The organism is Solimonas terrae (assembly GCF_011067135.1).
Lineage (GTDB): Bacteria > Pseudomonadota > Gammaproteobacteria > Nevskiales > Nevskiaceae > Solimonas > Solimonas terrae.
On record NZ_JAAMOW010000002.1, the window covers coordinates 498,057 to 518,382 of the forward strand.

16 protein-coding genes are annotated in these 20,326 nt (G+C 67.3%); 7 read left to right on the forward strand and 9 right to left on the reverse strand.

Going from position 1 to position 20,326, the window contains the following annotated elements:
* Positions 1–2: 2 nt before the first annotated feature.
* The 8 genes from G7Y85_RS05780 to G7Y85_RS05815 all read right to left on the reverse strand — a co-directional run bounded on the left by G7Y85_RS05780 (position 3) and on the right by G7Y85_RS05815 (position 8,263).
* Positions 3–605, reverse strand: coding sequence for a VOC family protein (locus tag G7Y85_RS05780; RefSeq protein ID WP_166253148.1), 603 nt, complete (start codon positions 603–605; stop codon positions 3–5).
* Between the two features lie 75 nt (positions 606–680).
* Positions 681–1,310 carry a MarR family winged helix-turn-helix transcriptional regulator gene (locus G7Y85_RS05785; protein WP_166253151.1) on the reverse strand — a complete coding sequence of 210 codons (630 nt, stop codon included), beginning with the start codon at positions 1,308–1,310 and terminating at the stop codon, positions 681–683.
* Positions 1,310–2,491 carry an alpha/beta hydrolase family protein gene (locus G7Y85_RS05790; protein WP_206675507.1) on the reverse strand — a complete coding sequence of 394 codons (1,182 nt, stop codon included), beginning with the start codon at positions 2,489–2,491 and terminating at the stop codon, positions 1,310–1,312. Before G7Y85_RS05790 ends, G7Y85_RS05785 begins: the two co-directional genes overlap by 1 nt.
* Positions 2,488–2,868, reverse strand: coding sequence for a DUF6285 domain-containing protein (locus tag G7Y85_RS05795; protein WP_166253154.1), 381 nt, complete (start codon positions 2,866–2,868; stop codon positions 2,488–2,490). Before G7Y85_RS05795 ends, G7Y85_RS05790 begins: the two co-directional genes overlap by 4 nt.
* Positions 2,865–3,860 (reverse strand): phosphotransferase family protein, encoded by a 996-nt coding sequence (locus G7Y85_RS05800; RefSeq protein ID WP_166253157.1) that lies wholly within the window; start codon positions 3,858–3,860, stop codon positions 2,865–2,867. Before G7Y85_RS05800 ends, G7Y85_RS05795 begins: the two co-directional genes overlap by 4 nt.
* Positions 3,857–5,047, reverse strand: a complete 1,191-nt coding sequence (locus G7Y85_RS05805) for an acyl-CoA dehydrogenase family protein (protein WP_166253160.1) — start codon at positions 5,045–5,047, stop codon at positions 3,857–3,859. Before G7Y85_RS05805 ends, G7Y85_RS05800 begins: the two co-directional genes overlap by 4 nt.
* Positions 5,048–5,057: 10 nt before the next feature.
* Positions 5,058–5,639 carry an NAD(P)H-dependent oxidoreductase gene (locus G7Y85_RS05810; protein ID WP_166253164.1) on the reverse strand — a complete coding sequence of 194 codons (582 nt, stop codon included), beginning with the start codon at positions 5,637–5,639 and terminating at the stop codon, positions 5,058–5,060.
* A 14-nt stretch (positions 5,640–5,653) separates the two neighbouring features.
* A complete protein-coding gene (locus tag G7Y85_RS05815; protein ID WP_166253167.1) occupies positions 5,654–8,263 on the reverse strand; it encodes a TonB-dependent receptor in 2,610 nt (869 codons plus the stop codon).
* 392 nt (positions 8,264–8,655) lie between these two features.
* On the opposite strand from G7Y85_RS05815, the gene G7Y85_RS05820 reads away from it, so the two are divergent.
* The 7 genes from G7Y85_RS05820 to G7Y85_RS05850 are packed head-to-tail and all read left to right on the forward strand — an operon-like array spanning position 8,656 to position 19,379.
* A complete protein-coding gene (locus tag G7Y85_RS05820) occupies positions 8,656–9,807 on the forward strand; it encodes an acyl-CoA dehydrogenase family protein (RefSeq protein ID WP_366514918.1) in 1,152 nt (383 codons plus the stop codon).
* 16 nt (positions 9,808–9,823) lie between these two features.
* Positions 9,824–12,418, forward strand: coding sequence for a peroxisomal multifunctional enzyme type 2 (locus tag G7Y85_RS05825; RefSeq protein WP_166253173.1), 2,595 nt, complete (start codon positions 9,824–9,826; stop codon positions 12,416–12,418).
* Between the two features lie 26 nt (positions 12,419–12,444).
* Positions 12,445–13,626, forward strand: a complete 1,182-nt coding sequence (locus tag G7Y85_RS05830) for a lipid-transfer protein (RefSeq protein ID WP_166253176.1) — start codon at positions 12,445–12,447, stop codon at positions 13,624–13,626.
* Positions 13,627–13,654: 28 nt separating this feature from the next.
* Positions 13,655–14,752, forward strand: a complete 1,098-nt coding sequence (locus G7Y85_RS05835; protein ID WP_166253179.1) for a CaiB/BaiF CoA transferase family protein — start codon at positions 13,655–13,657, stop codon at positions 14,750–14,752.
* A gap of 59 nt (positions 14,753–14,811) precedes the next feature.
* Complete coding sequence (locus G7Y85_RS05840) at positions 14,812–16,512, forward strand: AMP-binding protein (RefSeq protein WP_166253182.1); 1,701 nt, start codon at positions 14,812–14,814, stop codon at positions 16,510–16,512.
* Positions 16,509–18,122, forward strand: coding sequence for a GMC family oxidoreductase (locus G7Y85_RS05845; RefSeq protein ID WP_166253185.1), 1,614 nt, complete (start codon positions 16,509–16,511; stop codon positions 18,120–18,122). The genes G7Y85_RS05840 and G7Y85_RS05845 overlap by 4 nt, the downstream gene beginning before the upstream one ends.
* A gap of 48 nt (positions 18,123–18,170) precedes the next feature.
* Positions 18,171–19,379 carry a CaiB/BaiF CoA transferase family protein gene (locus G7Y85_RS05850; protein WP_366514919.1) on the forward strand — a complete coding sequence of 403 codons (1,209 nt, stop codon included), beginning with the start codon at positions 18,171–18,173 and terminating at the stop codon, positions 19,377–19,379.
* Here G7Y85_RS05850 and G7Y85_RS05855 read toward each other — a convergent pair.
* On the reverse strand, positions 19,333–20,226 hold the full coding sequence (locus G7Y85_RS05855) for a carotenoid biosynthesis protein (protein WP_166253188.1): 894 nt from the start codon (positions 20,224–20,226) through the stop codon (positions 19,333–19,335). The two genes, G7Y85_RS05850 and G7Y85_RS05855, sit on opposite strands and share 47 nt — an antisense overlap.
* Between the last annotated feature and the right edge of the window lie 100 nt (positions 20,227–20,326).

The window sequence follows — 20,326 nt, forward strand, 5'->3', positions numbered from 1 at the left end:
GTTCAGCCCTTCGCGGCCGGCGCGCTCTGGCGGCTGCGACGATCGAGCACCTCGGCGCCGAACTTGGCTTCCTTGCCTTCGCGCGTGCGCGCGCTCCACTCGCTGATCACGCGGTGCGCGCCGGCGCGTTCCTCGGCCATGATGTGATCGTGCTTCGCGGTGCGCGTCGTGAACTCGACCTGCAGGCCGTTCGGGTCGTACATGTAAACCGACTTGACGAAGTCGTGGTCGATCGGCCCGAGGCAGGACACGCCCTTGCCGTTGATGCGCCGCTGGATCGCGCGCAGCGCGGTTTCGTCCTCGACTTCGAAGGCGATGTGGCGGTCGAAGCTGTCGGCGTTCCTGAAGTGCTCGGGCTGCGCGGTGTCCGGCTGATCGAAGAAGGCGATGTACTCGCCATTGCCGAGTTCGAAGAACAGATGCATGAACGGAATCTTCTTGCGCAGGCCCGGCACTTCGTCGGCGACCAGCGTCATCGTCAGCGGGAAGCCGAGCACGTCTTCGTAGAACCAGCGGGTCTGTTCGGCATCACGGCAGCGATAGGCGGCGTGATGTATGCCTTTCGCCGTCGGAGCGCCGTCCGGGGTGCCGCTTTCGCTGTTCATCCGATCTGCATCCCCGTTCGAAATAATGTCAAGTAACTGGACTAGTTTCGATTAAACCTTGCGCGTCCGGCGCTGTCAACGCGTGCGCCTGGCTGGCGAGCTGCGCTTGCTTGCGGCAGCCGGCCTGTTCGCGCCGCGCTGCTTCGCTGCGCTCGCCGCCGGCCTGGCCGCGCTGCCTGCCGGGCTGCGGCTGGCGACGGCTTCGAGCGACGGCCCCTTGCGGCGCTTCTGCAGGCGCACGTCGGCCGGCGTCGCGGTCACCGGTTCGCCCCAGTCGCGTTCGAGCAGGATGCGGCGCAGATCGCCCAGCGCCTTGCTGCCGAGGCGGCGTTCGATTTCGTCGTCGAGATGTTCGAGCGCGCGTACGGTGATCTCGCCGATCTGCACGCCGCGGCTGCTGTAGCGGATGATCTTGGCGCGGGCATCGGCGGGGTCATCGGCGAGGTCGAGCAGGCCGCGCTGCTGCATGTCGGCGAGCAGCTGCTGCACCGCCTGGCGGCTGATGCCGAGGCGCCGCGCCAGTTCGGCCGGCCGCGTCACGCCGTCGGCGACGTTGGTCATGATCAGCGACTGCGTGCGCGACAGGCCCGGCATGCCGGCGGCGCGCAGGTGGTTCTGCAGGCCTTCGTCCATCCAGTAGAACGCGTGCAGCAGGCCGCTCATCAGGAAGTAGCGCGAGGTCGAAGCCGGCTTTTTTTCTTTCATCAGGCGTTTCCGAGTCCGTGCCTGCGCAGCCAGTCGGCGACGACGGCCACGGATTCCATGAGTTGTTGTTTCTGGCCGAGGTAATAATGCGTGGCACCCTGGATTTGCGCCACCTGGCGGTCGTCGTGGGCGACCGCGTCGAACAGTCTTTGCGCGTGGCTCGGCGTGCAGATGTCGTCGGCGGAATTGCCGATCACCAGCACCGGCACCTTGATCCGCGCCAGTGCGCGCACGCCGTCGGCGTGACTGTCGTCGTAGCTCCATTGCGACAGCCAGCTGCGCAGCGTGCAGAAGCGCGCGAGGCCGACCGGACTCATGTTGACGGTCTGCGGATCGCCGAGGAAGCACTGACCCGGCGGGCGGTCGTTCGGATCGACGGCCGGATCGACGAAGCGCGGATCGGCCATCGTGCCGTGCACGACGAAACCGAATTCCTCGTGCGTGCGTCCGGCGGCGCGCAGCGCAGCGAGCTTGTCCTTGACCCAGGCGGTGATGCGCCGGTTGCGGGCGATCTGGGCGGCGCGGTAGCGCTCCAGAAACTCGGCGCTGTACGGCGGCTGGTTGGGGTTCTGCGGATCGTAGAGATCGAGTTCGCGATCGCGGCGTTCGGGATCGAGCTCGTCGAGTATCGAGGCGTCGAGACTTTCGGTCAGCGTCGTCGCGCGGCTGACGTGCGCGGCAATCAGCATCAGCGCATCCGCCGGTATCAACTTCGCCTTGCTCAGATCCGGCGGCTCGCCGGCCGGCGTCGCGGTCACGCTCGGCGACTCCGCCTCGGCCTGATAGAACGCAGACAGCGAACCGCCGCCGCTCCAGCCGCCGAGCACCACCCGTTCGTAGCCGAGCCGGTTCCTGGCGTCGCGTATGCATTCGCCGAGATCGATCGCGACCTTCTCCATCTGCAGCGCGTAGTCCACGCCGGGGTAGCGGCTGTTGCAGTAGATGACGTGGTGGCCGGCCTTGGCCAGTGCATGCGGCATCGGCAGGTATTCGCCGCCGCCGATCGGATGCATGAAGACGATCACCGTCTTCGACGGCACCGACGGCTTCAGCAGATGTGCCTTGAGCAGCACCATGCCGGCGACACCGCCGTAGGTGTCCTTGTAGGCCGCCTTTTCCTGGAACAGCACCACATAGGGAATGCGTTCGACGCTGATCTTTTCTGAGGGCTCGCCGCTCACGGCCGGTCTCCGGAATGGGGCAGGGGTTTGAAATCGGGTTGATCGAAGGCCAGGCGCGCGAGCACGCCGGCGCGCAGCGTCGCCAGCAGCGCGGGATCGTCCGGCGCCTGCCGACCGTCGCGCAGGCGCGCGCACAGTTCGGCGCGCAGCGCGGCGAGCGTGTCGTGGCGGCCGAGCAGGGCGGAAAGACGCGCGCGCTCGGCGTCGGTCGCTGCGTCGGCGCCGGCCGCTTCGCGTTCGAGGATGTCGAAGGCATTGAGCGCGATGCGCAGTTCGTAGCGCTGCGTGCCGTCGAGCTGCGCGATCAGCGAGCGCAAAGCGTCGCGCAGGGCGGCCGCCAGTTCCGGGCGATGCGGGCGATTGCTGAAATCGTTCACGGGCCGCGTCCTTCGAGCAGATCGAGCAGCTGCAGTTCGACTTCCGAGACGCGTCGACCGATCACGGCCGGCTCCAGCTGCGTGAGTTCGCCGCGCAGGCGACGGTGCGCGAACCACTGGCAGATCACACCCCACTTGAGCGTGCCGAGCAGCTCCCAGAAGCGCACGGCGGCCGCATCGACGACAGTGCCGGCGGCCTGTTCGTAGTGTTCGTACAGCTCGGCGCGCCGGCCGAAGCCGCCGACCGGCAGCTCGTCGCGACCGAAACGCCAGGAACGCACGCAGAGCCAGCCGAGGTCTTCCATCGCATCGCCGCGATGGGCGAGTTCCCAGTCGAGCACGCCGGCGAGGCCGGTCTCGTCGACCAGCAGATTGCCGGTGCGGAAGTCGCCGTGGATGACGACAGGGCGGCGCGTCGGCGGCAGATGCTGCGCGAGCCAGGCGAACGCGGCTTCGAACACCGGCAGCGGTTCGCCATAGTGGCGATGCCGCGCCGCCAGTTCGGCGATCTGCGTGTCGGCGTTGCGCAGCGGCAGAAAGGCGAGGGCTTCGGCATCCAGGGCATGAATGCCGGCCAGCGCCTGCGCGCATTGCCGCGGCAGCGCGCGTCTCGCGTCGCCGTAGCGTGCGTCACCGACGATGCGCTTGCCCAGGGTTTCGCCGGCGACGAAGCGCGACACGAAGCCGTCGACGAGGCCATCGTCCGCGTCGACGCAGAGCAGCACTTCCGGCGTGCATACGCCGCCGAGGAACGCGGCCTGTTGCGCGCGCGCCTGCTCGGACTTGCCGAGTGCACTGACGAAGGATTCGCCGCCGCCGAACTGCTGCAGGATGCAGCGTTCGTGGCGCCCAGGTCCTTCCAGTTCGAACACGAAGCTGTTCGACGACGCGCCGGCCGACAGCGCCTGCAATGCGCCGATCCGCACCGTCACGCCGTGTCGGCGCTGCCAGGCGGCCTGCAGCCTGGTCGCAAGTTCGTCGTGCGCGCTCACGTGTCGACGCCGAAATCGATGCCGGCGCCACCGTCGCGATACTGCTTGAGCACGCGTCGCGCGACCGACTGCATGTGGACCTCGTCCGGCCCGTCGTAGATGCGCGCCTCGCGCGCGTGGCGGTACATGAGGCCGAGCGGCGTGTCGTCGCTCAGGCCCTCGGCGCCGTGCACCTGGATCGCGCGATCGATGACGTCGTGCAGCATGCGGGCGCCGACCACCTTGATGATCGCGATCTCGTCGCGTGCCTGCAGGCCGGCGTCGAGCTTGCGCGCCGCGTCCAGGGTCAGCAGGCGCGCGGCGCGGATCGCGGCGGCGCTGTCGAACACGTAGCCCTGCAAGAGCTGCTTGTCGGCGAGCGTGCTGCCGAACGCACTGCGCGCCTGCAGGCGCCGGCACATCAGATCGAAGGCGCGCTGCGCCTGGCCGAGCCAGCGCATGCAGTGATAGATGCGGCCGGGCCCGAGCCGTTCCTGGGCGATCGCGAAACCGGCGCCGCGCGCGCCGAGCAGATGGTCGGCCGGCACGCGCAGCCGATCGAGTTCGATCTCGTAGTGACCGCCATTGATGCCGAGCACCGGCAGCTCGCGGACGATGCGATAACCCGGTGCGTCGGTCGGCACGACGATCAGGCTGAACGCGGCATGCGCCGGCGCGTCGGCTTCGGTGCGGCACATCACCGTCGTGTAGCGGGCGTCGGCGGCGCCGGTCGTGAACCATTTGCGACCGTCGACGACCCAGTGCCCGCCTTCGAGGTGCGCGCGTGTCTGCAGCTGGGTCGGATCGGAGCTGGAGATGCCGGGCTCGGTCATCGCGAAGCTCGGCACGAACTCGCCGGCGATCATCGGCCGCAGATAGCGCGCATGCCAGTGTTCGCTGCCGTGGCGATGCACCATCAGCGAGTCCTGCAGCGACAGCGTGCCGAGCGCCTGCATCGCCCAGAACGAACGGCCGATCACTTCGTTGATCTGCACGTAGTCCATGAACGGCAGGCCCTGGCCGCCGAGCTCGCGCGGATGCCCCAGTGCCCACAGGCCCTGCGCCTTCGCGCGCTGCATCAGCGTCTGCAGCAGCACATTGCGCTGCGCGCGTGGCGCGCTGTCGAGGGCGGCTTCGGCCGGGTAGATCTCGTCTTCGACGAAGCGCAGGACGCGCTCGCGCAGCACGGTCATTGCGGGTGCGTTCATGCAGGGCTCCTCATTCGGTGGCGGCGATGCGGCGCACGCGCTGCAGCCATCGTTCGCGCTGCTCGCGCCGCGAGCCGCGCACCGGGCCGATCGAGTGCACCTGCACTGGCTTGAAGCCGCAGAAGCCGAGGATTGAATGGCGCAGCTGGCGATGACCGGGCATGTGGATGAACCAGCGGAAATACCAGGGCGGCGTGTCCATCGTCACCAGCGCGCGTGCGCTGCGGCCGGCGAGCAGGCGATCCCAGAGCGGCGAACCCTTGCGATAGCGGAACGCGAAGCCCGGCAGCAGCGTGCGGTCGAAGAAGCCTTTCAGCAGCGCCGGCATGACGCCCCACCAGGTCGGGTACACCAGCACCAGATGCTGGGCCCAGAGCATCGCCTGCTGCAGTTCCAGCAGATCCGGCTCCAGGGTCTGCGCGTTCTGCTGCCAGCGGCCGTCGGCGACCACATCGAAGCGCAGCTCGGCGAGGTTGTAGCGGCGCACCGTGTGGCCGGCCGCGCTTGCGCCCTGCGCGTAGGCGTCGGCCAGCGCGCCGCAGTAACTGTCGACGCGCGGGTGGCCGAGCAGCAGCAGGATGTTCTTGCCCACGGTCGTCGCGGCGCTCAGAAACTCAGCGCGAAGGCCGCGTACAGCTTGCGGCCTGCGGCCTGCGTGACGCCGTAGCCGCCCGGGAAGAACGCGGTATCGACGACCTGGGTCGCGTAGTTCTTGTCGAGCAGGTTGCTGCCGCCGATGGTCAGCGTCCAGCCGTGATTGGGATCGACGAGCGACAGGCGCGCCGCATAGGTCGAATGCGCCGGCTCGAAGGTATGCGGATCGAGATCGATGTCGGTGTACTGGTCGCCCTGATAGAGCCAGTCGACTGCGGTCTGCAGCAGGTACGGGCCCAGCGGCAGCGTGATCGTCGGCGTCAGCGACGCGGTGACCTTGGGTGCGAACGACAGGGTCTTGCCGCTGAGATCCTGCGTGCTGCCGGACGGCATGTCCGCGGTCGCCTGGCCGTCCGGGTACGAATCGTAGTGCGCGTCGAGCAGACCGAGCGAGCCGCTGATGTTGAGGAAGCGCAGCGGCGTCAGCCAGCGGAAATCCATTTCCACGCCCTGCGAGATCGCGGTCGCGGCATTGGCGACATTGATGAAGGCGCCGTCGATCGCCAGTGTCTGCAGATTGTCGAAGTAGCTGTGAAAGACGTCGAGATTGACGTTGAGACTGTGATCGAACCACTTGCCCTTGATGCCGGCTTCCCAGGACTGCACGTTCTCCGGCTCGAACATGAGATTGGTGCCGTCGAACGACGCGGCGTTGAAGCCGCCGCTCTTGTAGCCGCGCGCGTACGAGGTGTACAGCGTCACGTCCTTGCCCCAGAAATACTGCAGCGAAACCTTCGGCGAGATGTCCGTTTCATCGCGTGACAGGCCGCGCACGTCGTAATCCTTGGCGCTCAGCGCGATCTTCATCACGCACAGCGGCGGCGCCGTGCAGGTCGACTGGCCGCTGAGATCGGCGGTCTTGCTTTCCCAGTTGAAGCGCACGCCGGGCGTCAGCGCCCAGCGTTCGCTCAGATGCCAGATCGCCTGCATGAACAGCGCGCGCGTCTGCACCTGGGTGTCGTAGAGCAGGGTGACGTGATCGTCGCCGATCACCGGCGCGACGACGCCCGCCAGCAGATCGCCGAGCACGCCGAGCCCCGGCAGCGGCAGCGTCGTCGTGCTGCCGCTGATCTGGCGCACGGCGTCGCCGGTGGCCAGATAGGCGGCGATGTCGTGACCGGCCGATGCCACCGTGCTCTGCCGGAAGTGGGTGTCCATGTAGAAGCCGCCGAGCAGGACGTTGAGACTGTCGCCGAGTCCGAACAGGCCGTTGTCGAAGTCACCGGAGAAACGCCATTCCGCGCTGTGCTGCTGGTGGTTCCAGATGGTGCGCAGCGTCGCGATGTCGGCCGGCGAGTTGTCGAGATCGGGCGAGGCGTCGACGCCCATCTCGCTGTAGCCGAGGATCAGCGTCGAGTTCAGGCGATGGATAGGACCGAGATCGCCGATGTCCCATTTGTTGACCAGGCCGGCGGTCTTCGATTGCTTGTGCACGTAGCCGTCGAAGTTGTTCGACAGCTTGTGGTTGTAGCCGTTGTCGTCGACATCCGGATCGTAGTGGCGAAGGAAGGTCATCGTGCTGTCCGCCAGGTCGGACAACTGCACCGGCCAGTAGTCGCCGTCGGTCTTCGACTGTTGCAGCGTCAGCGTGCTCTCGAAGCCATCGAACGGCTTGAGCAGCAGCTTGATGCGGCCGGCAAGCTGTTCGAGATCGTCGAAACCGTGTCCGCTGTAGGTGTTCTGCAGTTCGCCGCCCTTGTGATCGACATCGAGCAGCGACACGCGCAGGCCGCCCCAGTCGGCGAACATGCCGCCGGCGCCGGCTTCCACGCGCAGCTCCTGCGGATCGGCGTAGCTGCTGTTCAGGTCGGCCGAGAACTGCGGCGTCGGATTTCTGGTGTAGACACTGAACACGCCGGCGGTGGTGTTCTTGCCGAACAGCGTGCCCTGCGGACCGCGCAGCACCTCGACGCGATCGACGTCGAACATGCCGTCGGTGATGTACGGCGAGCGTGCCAGGAACAGATCGTCCTCGACGAAGCCGACCGAACTCTCGAATCCGGAGTTCAGCGGGCTGGTACCGAAACCGCGGATGTTGATCTGCCCGAGCGCCGGATCGGTGTCCGACGAGAACTTGACGTTCGGGATGTAGGCCGACACGTCGGCAATGGTGTTGGCGCCGACATCGCGCATGAAGTCACCGGTGACGGCGGTGATCGACATCGGTACGTCCTGCAGGCGCTGCGCGGTCTTCTGCGCGGTGACGATCACCTCGGCGATCTGTCGGCGCTCGGTGCCGTCGGGCGGGATCGGCGGCAATTCCGGCTTGCCGACCGGTATCGTCTTCAAGGGTGCCGCCTCGACCGCCGTTGCTGCGGTCCGTGGCGCTGCGCCGTCGTCGTTCGACGTGGCGGTGTCGGCGGGCACGGCGTCCGGCGCGGCAACCGGTGTCGCGGCACCCCCGCCCGCCGTGCCCGGCGCCTGCGCGAGCGACGCGCCACTCCAGAGCGCAGCGATCAGCAGCAGACCGAAAGCCGGCGCCGCGCGCGGCACACCCGGGCGAGCGCCGCGGCCGGGCACGGCAACGGCGTGCGTCGCGCAGGGCTGATGAGCCTTCACCATGTTTCTCCTCCGGAGCCGGCGTGCGACTCCTCTTCGTGCGGCTTCTGTGCGCCGCTGTCGCTAGTTATCCGCAGTCGCCGGAAGATTGTCAAGTATCTTCACAAAATGCGCGCGATGGCCCGGCGCGACCCGACGTTGCGAGCGGGTCGTCGGTAACAAGGCTTGTCGCGCGTGGTGCGATGAATGTGAAGTTGCTTGACAAGATTGCGAACGCTCCGCAATAGTGGGCTGCACCGTCCGGCGCCGTTTTTCCGAGGCGCCGGAACGCAAAGAACAGCTGGAGGAGAAACCCATGTTGCCTGTGCCGACCCCCAGGTCCGGGGCGCGTTCGCCGCAGGCGGTCGTGCGTCGTTTGTCCGCCGCTTTCACTTCAACCGAACCGTGAAATCGCCATGAGCCTCGACATGATCCCCCGCACCCTGTTCTCGTCCGAGCACGAGGATTTCCGCAGCAGCTTCCGCCGCTTTCTCGAAGACGAGTGCGTGCCGCAGAACGAGCGCTGGGAGGAACAGCAGTTCGTCGATCGGGCCGCGTGGCAGCGTGCCGGCGAGCTGGGCTTCTTGTGCGTGACGATGCCGGAGGAGTTCGGCGGCGCGGGTGTCGATCGGCGCTACAGCGTGATCCTGATGGAGGAGCAGGGACGCGCCGGACTGTCGGGGCCGGGCTGGGGCCTGCACTCGGACATCGTCGCCAACTACATCAACAGCTTCGGCACGCGCGAGCAGAAACTGAAATGGCTGCCGCCGATGGCGCGCGGCGAGGTGATCACCGCGATCGCGATGACCGAACCGGGCACCGGTTCGGACCTGCAGGCAGTCAAGACCTGGGCGCAGGACGACGGTGACGACCTGATCATCAACGGCTCGAAGATCTTCATCACCAACGGCTACAACTGCGACATGGCGATCGTCGTCTGCAAGACCGGCGACCGCGACGGCGGCGCCAAGAGCATCAGCCTGGTGATGATCGAAGCCGATCGTCCGGGCTTCTCGAAAGGCAAGCCGCTGAAGAAGATGGGCATGAAGGGCCAGGACACCTGCGAGCTGTTCTTCGAGAACGTGCGCGTACCCAAGGCCAACATCCTCGGTGCGCCGGGCATGGGCTTCGCGATGCTGATGAAGGAGCTGGCCTGGGAACGTCTGCAGATCGCGATCGGCGCGGTCTGCGGCATCGAGTACGTGCTCAAGACCACGATCGACTACGTCAAGCAGCGCCAGGTGTTCGGGCGCGCGGTGGCGAGCTACCAGAACACGCGCTTCAAGCTCGCCGAGATGAAGACCGAAGGACAGATCGCGCAGGTCTATGTCGATCGCTGCATCGAGCTGATGCTGGAGAACAAGCTGTCGCCGGCTGCGGCGGCCGCGGCGAAGTACTGGTGCTCGGACGTGCAGGGCCGCATCGTCGACGAGTGCGTGCAGCTGCACGGTGGCTACGGCTTCATGATGGATTACCCGATTGCACGCGCGTACTGCGATTCGCGTGCGCAGCGCATCTACGGCGGCACCAACGAGATCATGAAAGAACTGATCTCGCGCACGCTCTGAGCGCGGAGTCGCCGACATGAGTGAAGAACTGCGTTTCGACGGCCGCGTCGCGATCGTCACCGGCGCCGGCAACGGTCTCGGCCGTTCGCATGCCTTGCTGCTCGGCAGCCGCGGTGCGAAGGTCGTCGTCAACGATCTCGGCGGCGGCATGCACGGCGATGGCAGGTCGTCGGCGGCGGCCGACAAGGTCGTCGCGGAAATCCGCGCACTTGGCGGCGAAGCGGTCGCCAACCACGACTCGGTCGAGGACGGCGACAGGATCGTGCAGACCGCGATGGACCACTTCGGCACCGTCGACATCGTCGTCAACAATGCCGGCATCCTGCGCGACGTCAGTTTCCAGAAGATGAGCGTGCAGGACTGGGAGCTGATCGTCCGCATTCATCTCAACGGCAGCTTCCGCGTCAGTCACGCGGCCTGGCCGATCCTGCGCGACAAGGGCTACGGCCGCATCGTCATGACGACCTCGGCGGCCGGCCTGTACGGCAATTTCGGCCAGGCCAATTATTCGGCGGCCAAGCTCGGTCTGGTCGGCATGGCCAACAGCCTCGCGATCGAGGGCCGCAGCAAGGGCATACACGTCAACACGATCGCACCGATCGCCGGCTCGCGGCTGACGGAAACCATCCTGCCGCCGGAACTGATCGCCGCGCTCAAGCCCGAATACGTCAGCCCGCTGGTCGCCTGGCTCTGTCACGAACGCTGCAAGGACAGTGGCGGCATCTACGAGGTCGGCGCCGGCTATCACGCCAGGCTGCGCTGGGAGCGCACGCGCGGTCAGCATTTCCGGGCGCGACCGTTCAGCGTCGAGGAACTCGCCGCGAAATGGGACAAGGTCGGGGACTTCACGCAGGCCGAGCATCCGGCCGGCGCCAGCGCGATCGCGCCGATCCTCGAAGGCGTGCAGAAGCCGAGCCGCGGCGGCAACGAATTCATCGACGTCGACGAAGCCCTGGCGGCCGACATTCCCGAGATGACGAGCGAATATGACGAGCGTGATCTGGCGATCTACGCGCTCGGCGTCGGCGCCGCGCAGGACCCGCTCGACGCCAGCGAACTGCCGCTGGTCTACGAACTCGACAGCAGCGGCTTTCGCGCCTTGCCGACTTATGCGGTGATGCCGGCGATGAACGCGATGCTCGCGCGCGCGCGCGACGGCCTGACGATTCCGGGCCTGAACTACGGCTTCGAACGCGTGCTGCACGGCGAGCAGTACACCGAGATCAGGCGCCCGCTGCCGGCGAAAGCCAGTCTCCGCCACAAGTTCCGCATCAAGGACATCTACGACAAGGGCAGGAACGCGGTCGTCGTGCAATCGGTGACGACCACCGACGAGCACGGCGAGGAGCTGGCCTACAACGAGATCACGATCTTCGTGCGCGGCGCCGGCGGCTGGGGCGGCGATCGCGGACCGCCGACTTCGAAGGAAGCGCCGCCGGATCGTCAGCCGGATGCGGTGATCGAGGAAACGACGCCGGCCAATGCCGCGCTGCTGTATCGCCTGTCCGGCGACTGGAATCCGCTGCACGCCGATCCGAAATTCGCGCAGGCTTTCGGTTTCGACAAGCCGATCCTGCACGGCCTGTGCTTTTTCGGCATCGCCGGCCGCCACGTCGTCAAGGCGTTCTGCGGCAACGATCCGCGCCTGTTCAAGAGCATCAAGGTGCGTTTTGCCGACAGCGTGTTTCCGGGCGAGACGCTGGTGACGGAAATGTGGAAGGAGTCCGAAACCCGCATCGTGTTCCAGATGAAGGTTCGCGGCCGCGACAAGCTCGCGCTCAGCGGCGGTGTCGTCGAACTGCATCGCGAGCTGCCGAAGCCGCGCGCCGGGAAGCGCGCCGAGCCGGCCGAAGCCAGGGCGCCGGCGGCGGACGTTCCGGTCAGCGCCGACTACTTCGCGGCACTGGCGCGCCACATCGACGCGCACCCCGAGGTGATCGACAAGATCGGCACGGTGTTCCAGTGGCAGCTGACGAATCCGGACAGCAGCTGGATCGTCGACCTGAAAAACGGCAAGGGCAGCGTGCGGCCCGGCGTCGCCGACAAGGCCGATGTGACGATGAGCCTGTCGGACGACGACTATCTGGCGATCTCGACCGGCAAGGCCGATCCGCAGAAGCTGTACTTCGGCGGGCAGCTGAAGATCGGCGGCAACGCGATGGCGTCGCAGAAGCTTGCCAGGCTCGGCACGCTCGATCCGCAATGGCCGATCGAGGCGATGCAGCAACGGCTGGGCTCGGGTGCGCCTGCGCTGCCGGCCGCTGCGGCCAGCGCCGCGGTCAGGGCGCCGCAGGCGCCGGCGATCTTCGATGCGCTCGCGCGGCGGCTTGCCGCCGACGCCATGCTCGGCAGGGGGATCGCCGCGAAGCTGCAGTTCAAGGTGCTGGCGCCGGACGGCGCATGGACCGTCGATCTGTCCGGCGACACGCCGGCCGTGACGCCGGGCACTGCCGGGGATGCGGCGACGACCCTGACGCTCGACGATGCGGCGCTCGCCGAACTCGCGAGCGGGCAGGTCGACGCGCGGCAGCTCTATCAGCACGGGCGTCTGCGCGTCGACGGCGATGTCCGTCACGCCCGTCATCTGGCCTTCTTCGAGAAGCTCGTCTGATTCCTCCGGTTCACGAGGTGCGCAGCATGAACAGCAAGGCAAACGTCGTCGGCGTCGGCATGGTCAAGTTCGCCAAGCCCGGTGCCAGCGAGGATTACCCGGTGATGGCTGCCAAGGCGACACGCGCGGCGCTCGCCGACGCCGGCATCGACTATCGAGAGATCGAGCAGGCCTATGTCGGCTACGTGTTCGGCGATTCGACCTGCGGCCAGCGTGCGGTCTACGAGGTCGGCCTGACCGGCATCCCGGTCATCAACGTCAACAACAACTGCTCGACCGGCTCGACCGCGCTGTATCTGGCGCGGCAGGCGATCGAAGGCGGGCAGGCCGAATGCGTGCTGGCGCTGGGCTTCGAGCAGATGCAGAAAGGGGCGCTCGCAGCAACATACAACGACCGGCCGAATCCGCTCGAACGCCACGCGGCGCTGATGTCGGAGAACCAGGGCTTCACGCAGGCGCCCGGTGCGGCGCAGATGTTCGGCGGCGCCGGCCGCGAGTATCGCTGGCAGCACGGCACCCGGCGTGAAACCTTCGCGAAGATTTCGGAGAAGGCGCGCCGACATGCGGCGCAGAATCCGTATGCCCTGTTCGATCAGCCGCTGACGGTCGAGCAGATCATGGCCTCCGAGGAAATCTTCGATCCGTTGACGCGCTTCCAGTGCTGTCCGCCGACCTGCGGCGCGGCGGCGGCGATCCTCTGCTCGGATGCGTTCGCGAAAAAGCATGGCCTTGCCAGGCCGGTCTACATCGCCGCGCAGGCGATGACCACCGATTTTCCGTCGACCTTCGACGAGCGCAGCATGATCAAGATGGTCGGCTACGATCTCAGCAAGGCCGCTGCCGCCAGGGTCTACGAGAAATCCGGCATCGGTCCGGCGGAGGTCGATGTCGTCGAGCTGCACGACTGCTTCACCGCCAACGAGCTGCTGACCTACGAGGCCCTCGGCCTGTGTCCGGAAGGCGGTGCCGAGCAGTTCATCTGGGACGGCGACAACAGCTACGGCGGCAGGGTCGTCACCAATCCGTCTGGCGGCCTGTTGTCGAAAGGCCATCCGCTGGGCGCAACCGGCCTGGCGCAGTGCACCGAGCTGGTCTGGCATCTGCGCGGTCAGGCCGAGCGTCGTCAGGTCGACGGCGCGCGCGTGGCCCTGCAGCACAATCTCGGTCTGGGCAGCGCCTGCGTCGTGACGATGTATCGTCGCGACTGAAATCCACAACCGAAGTCGTGACCAACCCATGAATTCCCTGCTTGCCGGTCTTCGCGTCATCGATCTTTCGCGCCTGCTGCCGGCGCCGTTCTGCACGCAGTACCTCGCGCAACTCGGCGCCGAGGTCATCAAGGTCGAGGAGCCGGCCGGCGATTACGCGCGCGGCCTGTCCGCGGAAATGTTCGCGCTGGTCAATCGCGGCAAGCGATCGGTGGTGCTCGATCTGAAGAAGCCGGACGATGTCGAGACCCTGAAGGCGCTGGTCCGTGACGCCGACGTGCTGGTGGAATCGTTCCGGCCCGGCGTGATGGACCGGCTCGGCTGCGGTTACGAAACCCTGCGCGCACTCAATCCGCGGCTGGTCTACGCGGCGCTGACCGGCTACGGCCAGACCGGCCCGTACCGCGATCGCGCCGGCCATGACATGAACTATCTCGGCTATGCCGGCGTGCTCGATCAGACCGGTGCGGCGGGCGGACCGCCGACGATTTCCAATGTGCAGATCGCCGATCTCGCCGGTGGCGGCCTGACCTGCGCACTGGCCGTGCTCGCGGCGGTCATCGGTGCGCGCAGCAGCGGCGAAGGCACGCTGGTCGACTGCGCGATGCTCGATGGTTCGCTGGCGCTGCAGGTCTCGGCCGCGACCACCTTACGCACGATCAAGTCCAGCCTGCCGCGCGGCAGCGACATGCTCAGCGGCGCCTTGCCGAACTACCGCCTGTTCGAGACCGCGGACGGCAAGCATGTCGCCTTCGGTGCGCTGGAGCTGAAGTTCTTCCACAAGTTCCTGCAGGCCGCCGGACGCAGCGATCTGATGAAGATCGCGCCGGTGCCCGGTCCCGGCGGACAGCCGCTGCACGACGCTCTGACGGATTTGTTCAGGACGCGCACGCGCGAGCAGTGGGAAGTACTCGGCGCCGAAGCCGATTGCTGCTTGAGCGGCATCTACACGCTCGAAGAAGCGCTGGACAATCCGCAGGTGCAGGCGCGCGGCCTGTGGTCGAACGATGCCGGCGGCAAACCGCAGTTCGATTTCCCGGTGCGTTTCTCGAATGCACAGACCTGCGGGGGCGTGGCGCCGAAGCTCGGCGCCGACACCGCGCAGGTGCTGGCCGGATTGAAATAGGCATGACGGCGGCAGCGGCAGCACGTCGCGCCGCCGATCGGACGGAGGAGACCAGGCCGATGAATCTCGTGGAACGCCTGCTGGACTGGGAGCGGCGCGAGCCGCAGCGTATCTGGCTGTGTCAGCCGATCGACGATGTCGAGCGTCGTTACAGCTTTGCGCAGGCCGCCGACGAAGTCCGGCGCGCGGCCACGGCGATACGCGCGCTCGGCCTGCCGCCCGGCAGCCGCATCGCGATTTCCGGTCGCAATACCGCGCACTGGGTGATCGCCGATCTGGCGATCAGCATGGCCGGCCACGTCGCCGTCGGCCTGTATCCGCGCCAGGGCAAGGCCACGCTCGGCTACATCCTCGAACACGCCGACATTCACCACATCATCGTCGGCCCGTCGCTGATGGCCGGCGATGCCGACGAACTGGTCGCCGAGCTGCCGGCCGGCATGCACAGCATCGGCCTGCCGTATCCCGGCGTGCCGGCGACCACGCGCGGCTGGAACGAGTTCATCGCCGGCCATGAACCGTTGCGCGACTACGTGGCGCCGGCGGACGACGCGATGGCGATGCTGATCTACACCTCCGGCACCTCCGGCAATCCCAAGGGCGTGATGCTCAGCAACGCCAGCCTGAGCTTCGCGATCGACAACATCCTCGCGCACACGATGGAAGCCAGGCCGCACGAGGTGCTGTTTTCGTACCTGCCGCTCGCGCATCTGATGGAACGCATCTTCGGCGAGGCGATGAGTCTGGCAGTCGGCGCCGAAGTGCATTTCCTCGAAAGGCCGGAAGCGCTGGCCGAGACCCTGGCGCGCGTGTCGCCGACGCGCTTTTCCGGCGTGCCGCTGGTCTATTCGCGCATCCAGGCCGGCATCCTTGGCAAGCTGCCGCAGCACAAGCTCGACCGCCTGCTCGGCCTGCCGCTGGTCGGCACCTGGTTCAAGCGCACGCTGCGTCGCAAGATGGGCCTGCGCCGGGTCGACACGCTCGGCAGCGGCGCGGCGCCGATGCCGCCGGCGCAGATCGAATGGTTCGCGCGTCTGGGCCTGAAAGTGCTGCAGGGCTACGGCATGACCGAAAACTGCGCGTACGCGGCGATCGAGCTGCCGGACACCGCGCGGCCCGGCTCGGTCGGTCGCCCCTTGCCGGGTTCCGGTTTCCGTCTCGCTGCCGACGGTGAAATCCAGTTCAGGCATCCGGCGGTCATGAGCGGCTACTACCGCGAGCCGGAGAAGACCCGCGAAGCCTTCAGCGACGACGGCTGGCTGCGCACCGGCGATCGCGGCCGCGTCGACGCCGACGGCTTTCTCTACATCACAGGCCGCATCAAGGACGCGTTCAAGACCGGCAAGGGCAAATACGTGGCGCCGGCGGAGATCGAGAGCGCGATGGCGCGCTGCACCGACATCGAGCAGATGTGCGTGGTCGGTGCCGGCCTCAATCAGCCCATCCTGCTGGCGGCGCTGAGTCCGAATGCGCAGCAGCGGCCGCGTGCCGAACTCGAAGCGACGCTGGGCGCCGAGTTGCAGGCGGTCAATGCCGCGCTCGACGAACACGAGCGGCTCGCGCGCTGCATCATCGTCGACGAGCCCTGGAGCCCGGACAACGGCCTGTTGACGCCGACTGGCAAGATTCGCCGCAGCGTGCTCGAACAGCATTACGCGAGCCTGATTGCCGCGGCCGCCGCGCAGCGCGAGCCGGTCGTCGGCTGGGCCGCCGATCTGCGCCGGGACGGCGCGCCGACGCCGGCGCGCAGGCTCGCATGAGCGCCGAGCCGTCTTGCGACTACGTGATCGTCGGCGGCGGTTCGGCCGGCTGCGTGCTCGCCAACCGTCTCAGTGCCGACGGCCGGCATCGCGTGTTGCTGCTCGAAGCCGGCCCGGCCGATCGCGCGTTCAACATCCGCTTTCCCGGTGGCATCGCCAGGCTCGTGCAGGATGCCCGGCACAACTGGATGTTCTGGAGCGAGCCGCAGCCGCATCTCGGCAATCGCCGCATCTATTGTCCGCGTGGCAGGACGCTCGGCGGTTCCAGCGCGATCAATGCGATGTGCTACATGCGTGGTCACGCCGCCGACTATGACGCCTGGGCCGCGGCGGGTTGCGAGGGCTGGAGTTTCGCCGAGGTCTTGCCGTACTTCCGCAAATCCGAGAACCACGAGCCCGGCGAGGACGCGCTGCACGGCGTCGGCGGGCCGCTCAACGTTGCCGCGCGCGTGCATCCGGACAACCCGCTGTCCGACGCGTTCCTGGCGGCGGCGCAGGCAGCCGGGCATCGCTACAACCCGGACATCAGCGGCGCGACCGAAGGTGTCGGGCCGTATCGCGCGTTCCAGAAGAACGGCGAGCGTTGCAGCAATGCCGCCGCCTACCTGCGGCCGGCCGAGGCGCGGCCGAATCTGAGCGTGATCACCGGCGCGCAGGCCAGCGGCGTGATCTTCGACGGCCGGCGCGCCGTCGGTGTCCGCTACCGGCATCGTCGGCATCTGCACGAGGTGCGCGCGCGGCGCGAGGTGATCCTCGCCGCCGGCGCGATCCAGTCGCCGCAGCTGCTGATGCTGTCCGGCATCGGGCCGCGCGCGGAACTGGCGCGGCACGGCATCGCCGTCGTGCAGGATCTCCCCGGTGTCGGCACCAATCTGCAGGATCACCTCGATGCCTACATTTCCTGGCGTTCGAAATCGCGCGTCGGCCTGTCGCTGCATCCGAGCTTCATCGGCCGTGCGCTGAAGGGGCTGTGGCAGTACCTGACGAAGCGACGCGGTGAGCTGACCACCAATCTCGCCGAGGTCGGTGGCTTCATCCACAGCGCGCCGGACGAGGCGATTCCGGACATCCAGTGGCATTTCCTGCCGACCGTCGACACGCGCCATGCCTTCGATCTGACGCCGAGCAAGCAGGGCTACGGCTACTCGCTGATGAGCTATTTCACGCGTCCGTATTCGCGTGGCCGCATCACGCTGGCGTCGGCCGATCCTTTTGCGGCACCGCGCATCGACTTCAACTACGCCAGCGACGAACGCGATCTGCTGCGGCTGGTGGCGGCGATCAAGCGTGGTCGCGAGGTCTTCGCACAGGCGGCATTCGACGAGCATCGGCTCGAGGAACTGAAACCCGGCGCCGCCGTGCAGAGTGATGCCGAGCTGCTGGAATGGCTGCGGCACAACGCCGAAACCGCGTATCACCCGGTCGGCAGCTGCCGCATGGGGGTCGACGAGCTGGCCGTCGTCGATCCGCAGCTGCGCGTGCGCGGCGTGCAGAATCTGCGCGTGATCGACGCCTCGGTGATGCCGACCCTGGTGGGCGGCAACACCAATGCGCCGACGACGATGATCGCCGAGAAGGCCGCCGATCTGCTGCTGCAAGATGCGGTTTGACGTCAGCGCAATGCGATCATCGAGTTCCCATTTCCGAACGGCCCAATCGTGAACCGACTTTCCGACTTCCCCCACGGCCCGCTGACGGGCCTGCGCGTCATCGAGATGGGCACGCTGATCGCCGGACCGTTCTGCGGCCAGCTGATGGCCGACTTCGGCGCCGAGGTGATCAAGGTCGAGCCGCCGGGCAAGGGCGATCCGATGCGGGTCTGGGGCCGCAGCCAGGACGGCAAGTCGCTGTGGTGGCCGGTGATCGCGCGCAACAAGAAATCGGTGACGCTCGATCTGCGCGTGGCCGACGGTCAGGCGCTGCTGCGCGAACTGGTCGCGCAGGCCGACATCGTCGTCGAGAACTTCCGCCCGGGCACGCTCGAAGCCTGGGGCCTCGGCTGGGATGCGCTGAGCGCGCTCAATCCGCGTTTGATCATGGTGCGCATGTCCGGCTACGGCCAGAACGGACCGTATGCCGGTCACGCCGGCTTCGGTGCGATCGGCGAGGCGATGGGCGGGCTGCGCTACATCGTCGGCGATCCGTCGGCGCCGCCGTCGCGCGTCGGCATCTCGATCGGCGATTCGCTGGCCGGCACCTTCGGCTGTCTCGGCGCGCTCGCGGCGCTGCGTGTACGGGATGCCACCGGTCGCGGCCAGATGGTCGACTCGGCGCTCTACGAGGCGGTGCTGAACATGATGGAGTCGCTGATTCCGGACTACGACAAGACCGGCCATATCCGCGAACGCACCGGCGCGATCCTGCCGAAGCTGGCGCCGTCGAACATCTATCCGAGTGCCGACGGCCTGGTGCTGATCGCCGCCAATCAGGACACCGTCTTTGCGCGCCTCTGCGAGACGATGAGCCAGCCCGAGCTGGCCAGGGACCCGCGCTACGCCACGCATGTCGCGCGCGGCGAGCGGCAGGCCGAACTCGACGAGCTGATCGGCCAGTGGTCGCGCGGGCTGCCAACCAGGACCCTGCTGGCCAGTCTGCACGCCGCCGGCGTGCCGGCCGGCCTGATCTATCGCGTGCCGGAAATGCTCGACGATCCGCACTTCGCGGCGCGCAAGGCGATCGTCTCGGTGCCGCATCCGGACTTCGGTGAACTGCGCATGCAGAACGTCGCGCCGAAGCTGTCGCAGACACCCGGCGGCATTCGCAAGGCAAGCCCGCAACTCGGTGAAGACAACGAGCAGGTCTATCGCGAGCTGCTCGGGCTCAGCGAACAGCGCTATGCGGCCTTGCGCGAGCAGGGCACGATCTGAGCGTTGACAGGCCCTGGCCGGGGCCACATGCCGCCAGCCGGCTCCAGGCCAGGGCCGCGACCGGGCCCATCGCGAACAGGCCGACGAACATGGTCAGTGGCAGGGCGGCCTGATGCAGGCCGAGCAGGCCACCGAACAGCATCGCCGTGTACAGCGGTGCGGCGAAGCGCAATGACGAGGTCGATGCCGGTCCGGGTTGCGCGCGCGTGAACAGCACGCGATAGATCAGGCTGATCAGGAACACCGCGCCGACCCAGCCCGCGAAATTGCTGAACGGCACGCCGCCGCGCACCGCCGGCATGTAGGCACCACCGTGATCCCACAGCCACCAGCCGCGCGTCACCGAGATCGGATCGGTCATCAGATCCCAGGCGGTGGTGACCATTGCGGTTGCCAGGGAAGCCGCCAGTGCGCGCAGCCACCAGCCGGCTGTCGTTGCCGGCGCGGGGGGTGTCGGCATCAGCTCGTCGACGATCAGCAGTGACGGATAGATGATCACTTCCCAGGACACGACGACCAGCAGCGGCACGTTGCCGATCGCAAGACCGAGCGCCGGCGTGTAGGCGTAGTCGCCGAACCACCAGCCGAAATTGCAGCCTATGTATTCGAAGAACCACGACAGCAGGGCCGAGACGATCGAGAAGCCGAGCGCCTTGCGCCAGCCCCTGGTGGTGGCAGCGTGCGCGATGCACAGGCCGACCATCGCCAGCAGCTGGCCGGCGACGGCGGCGACCGGCATGGCCGGGGTGGCGTGCCGCAATTCGACCAGCAGCATCAGCGCCGTGATCGCGCACAGTGCCAGTGCGATGTGCTCGCAGATCACGGCGCCGCGATTCTTTTCGGTCATGCAGATCCCCCGGCCTTCACTGTCTTTCGCTCGACGATCTGATATTCGAGTTCGACATTATTGTCAATCAACTTGATAAAGTGCGGCGAAGAACGGAGAC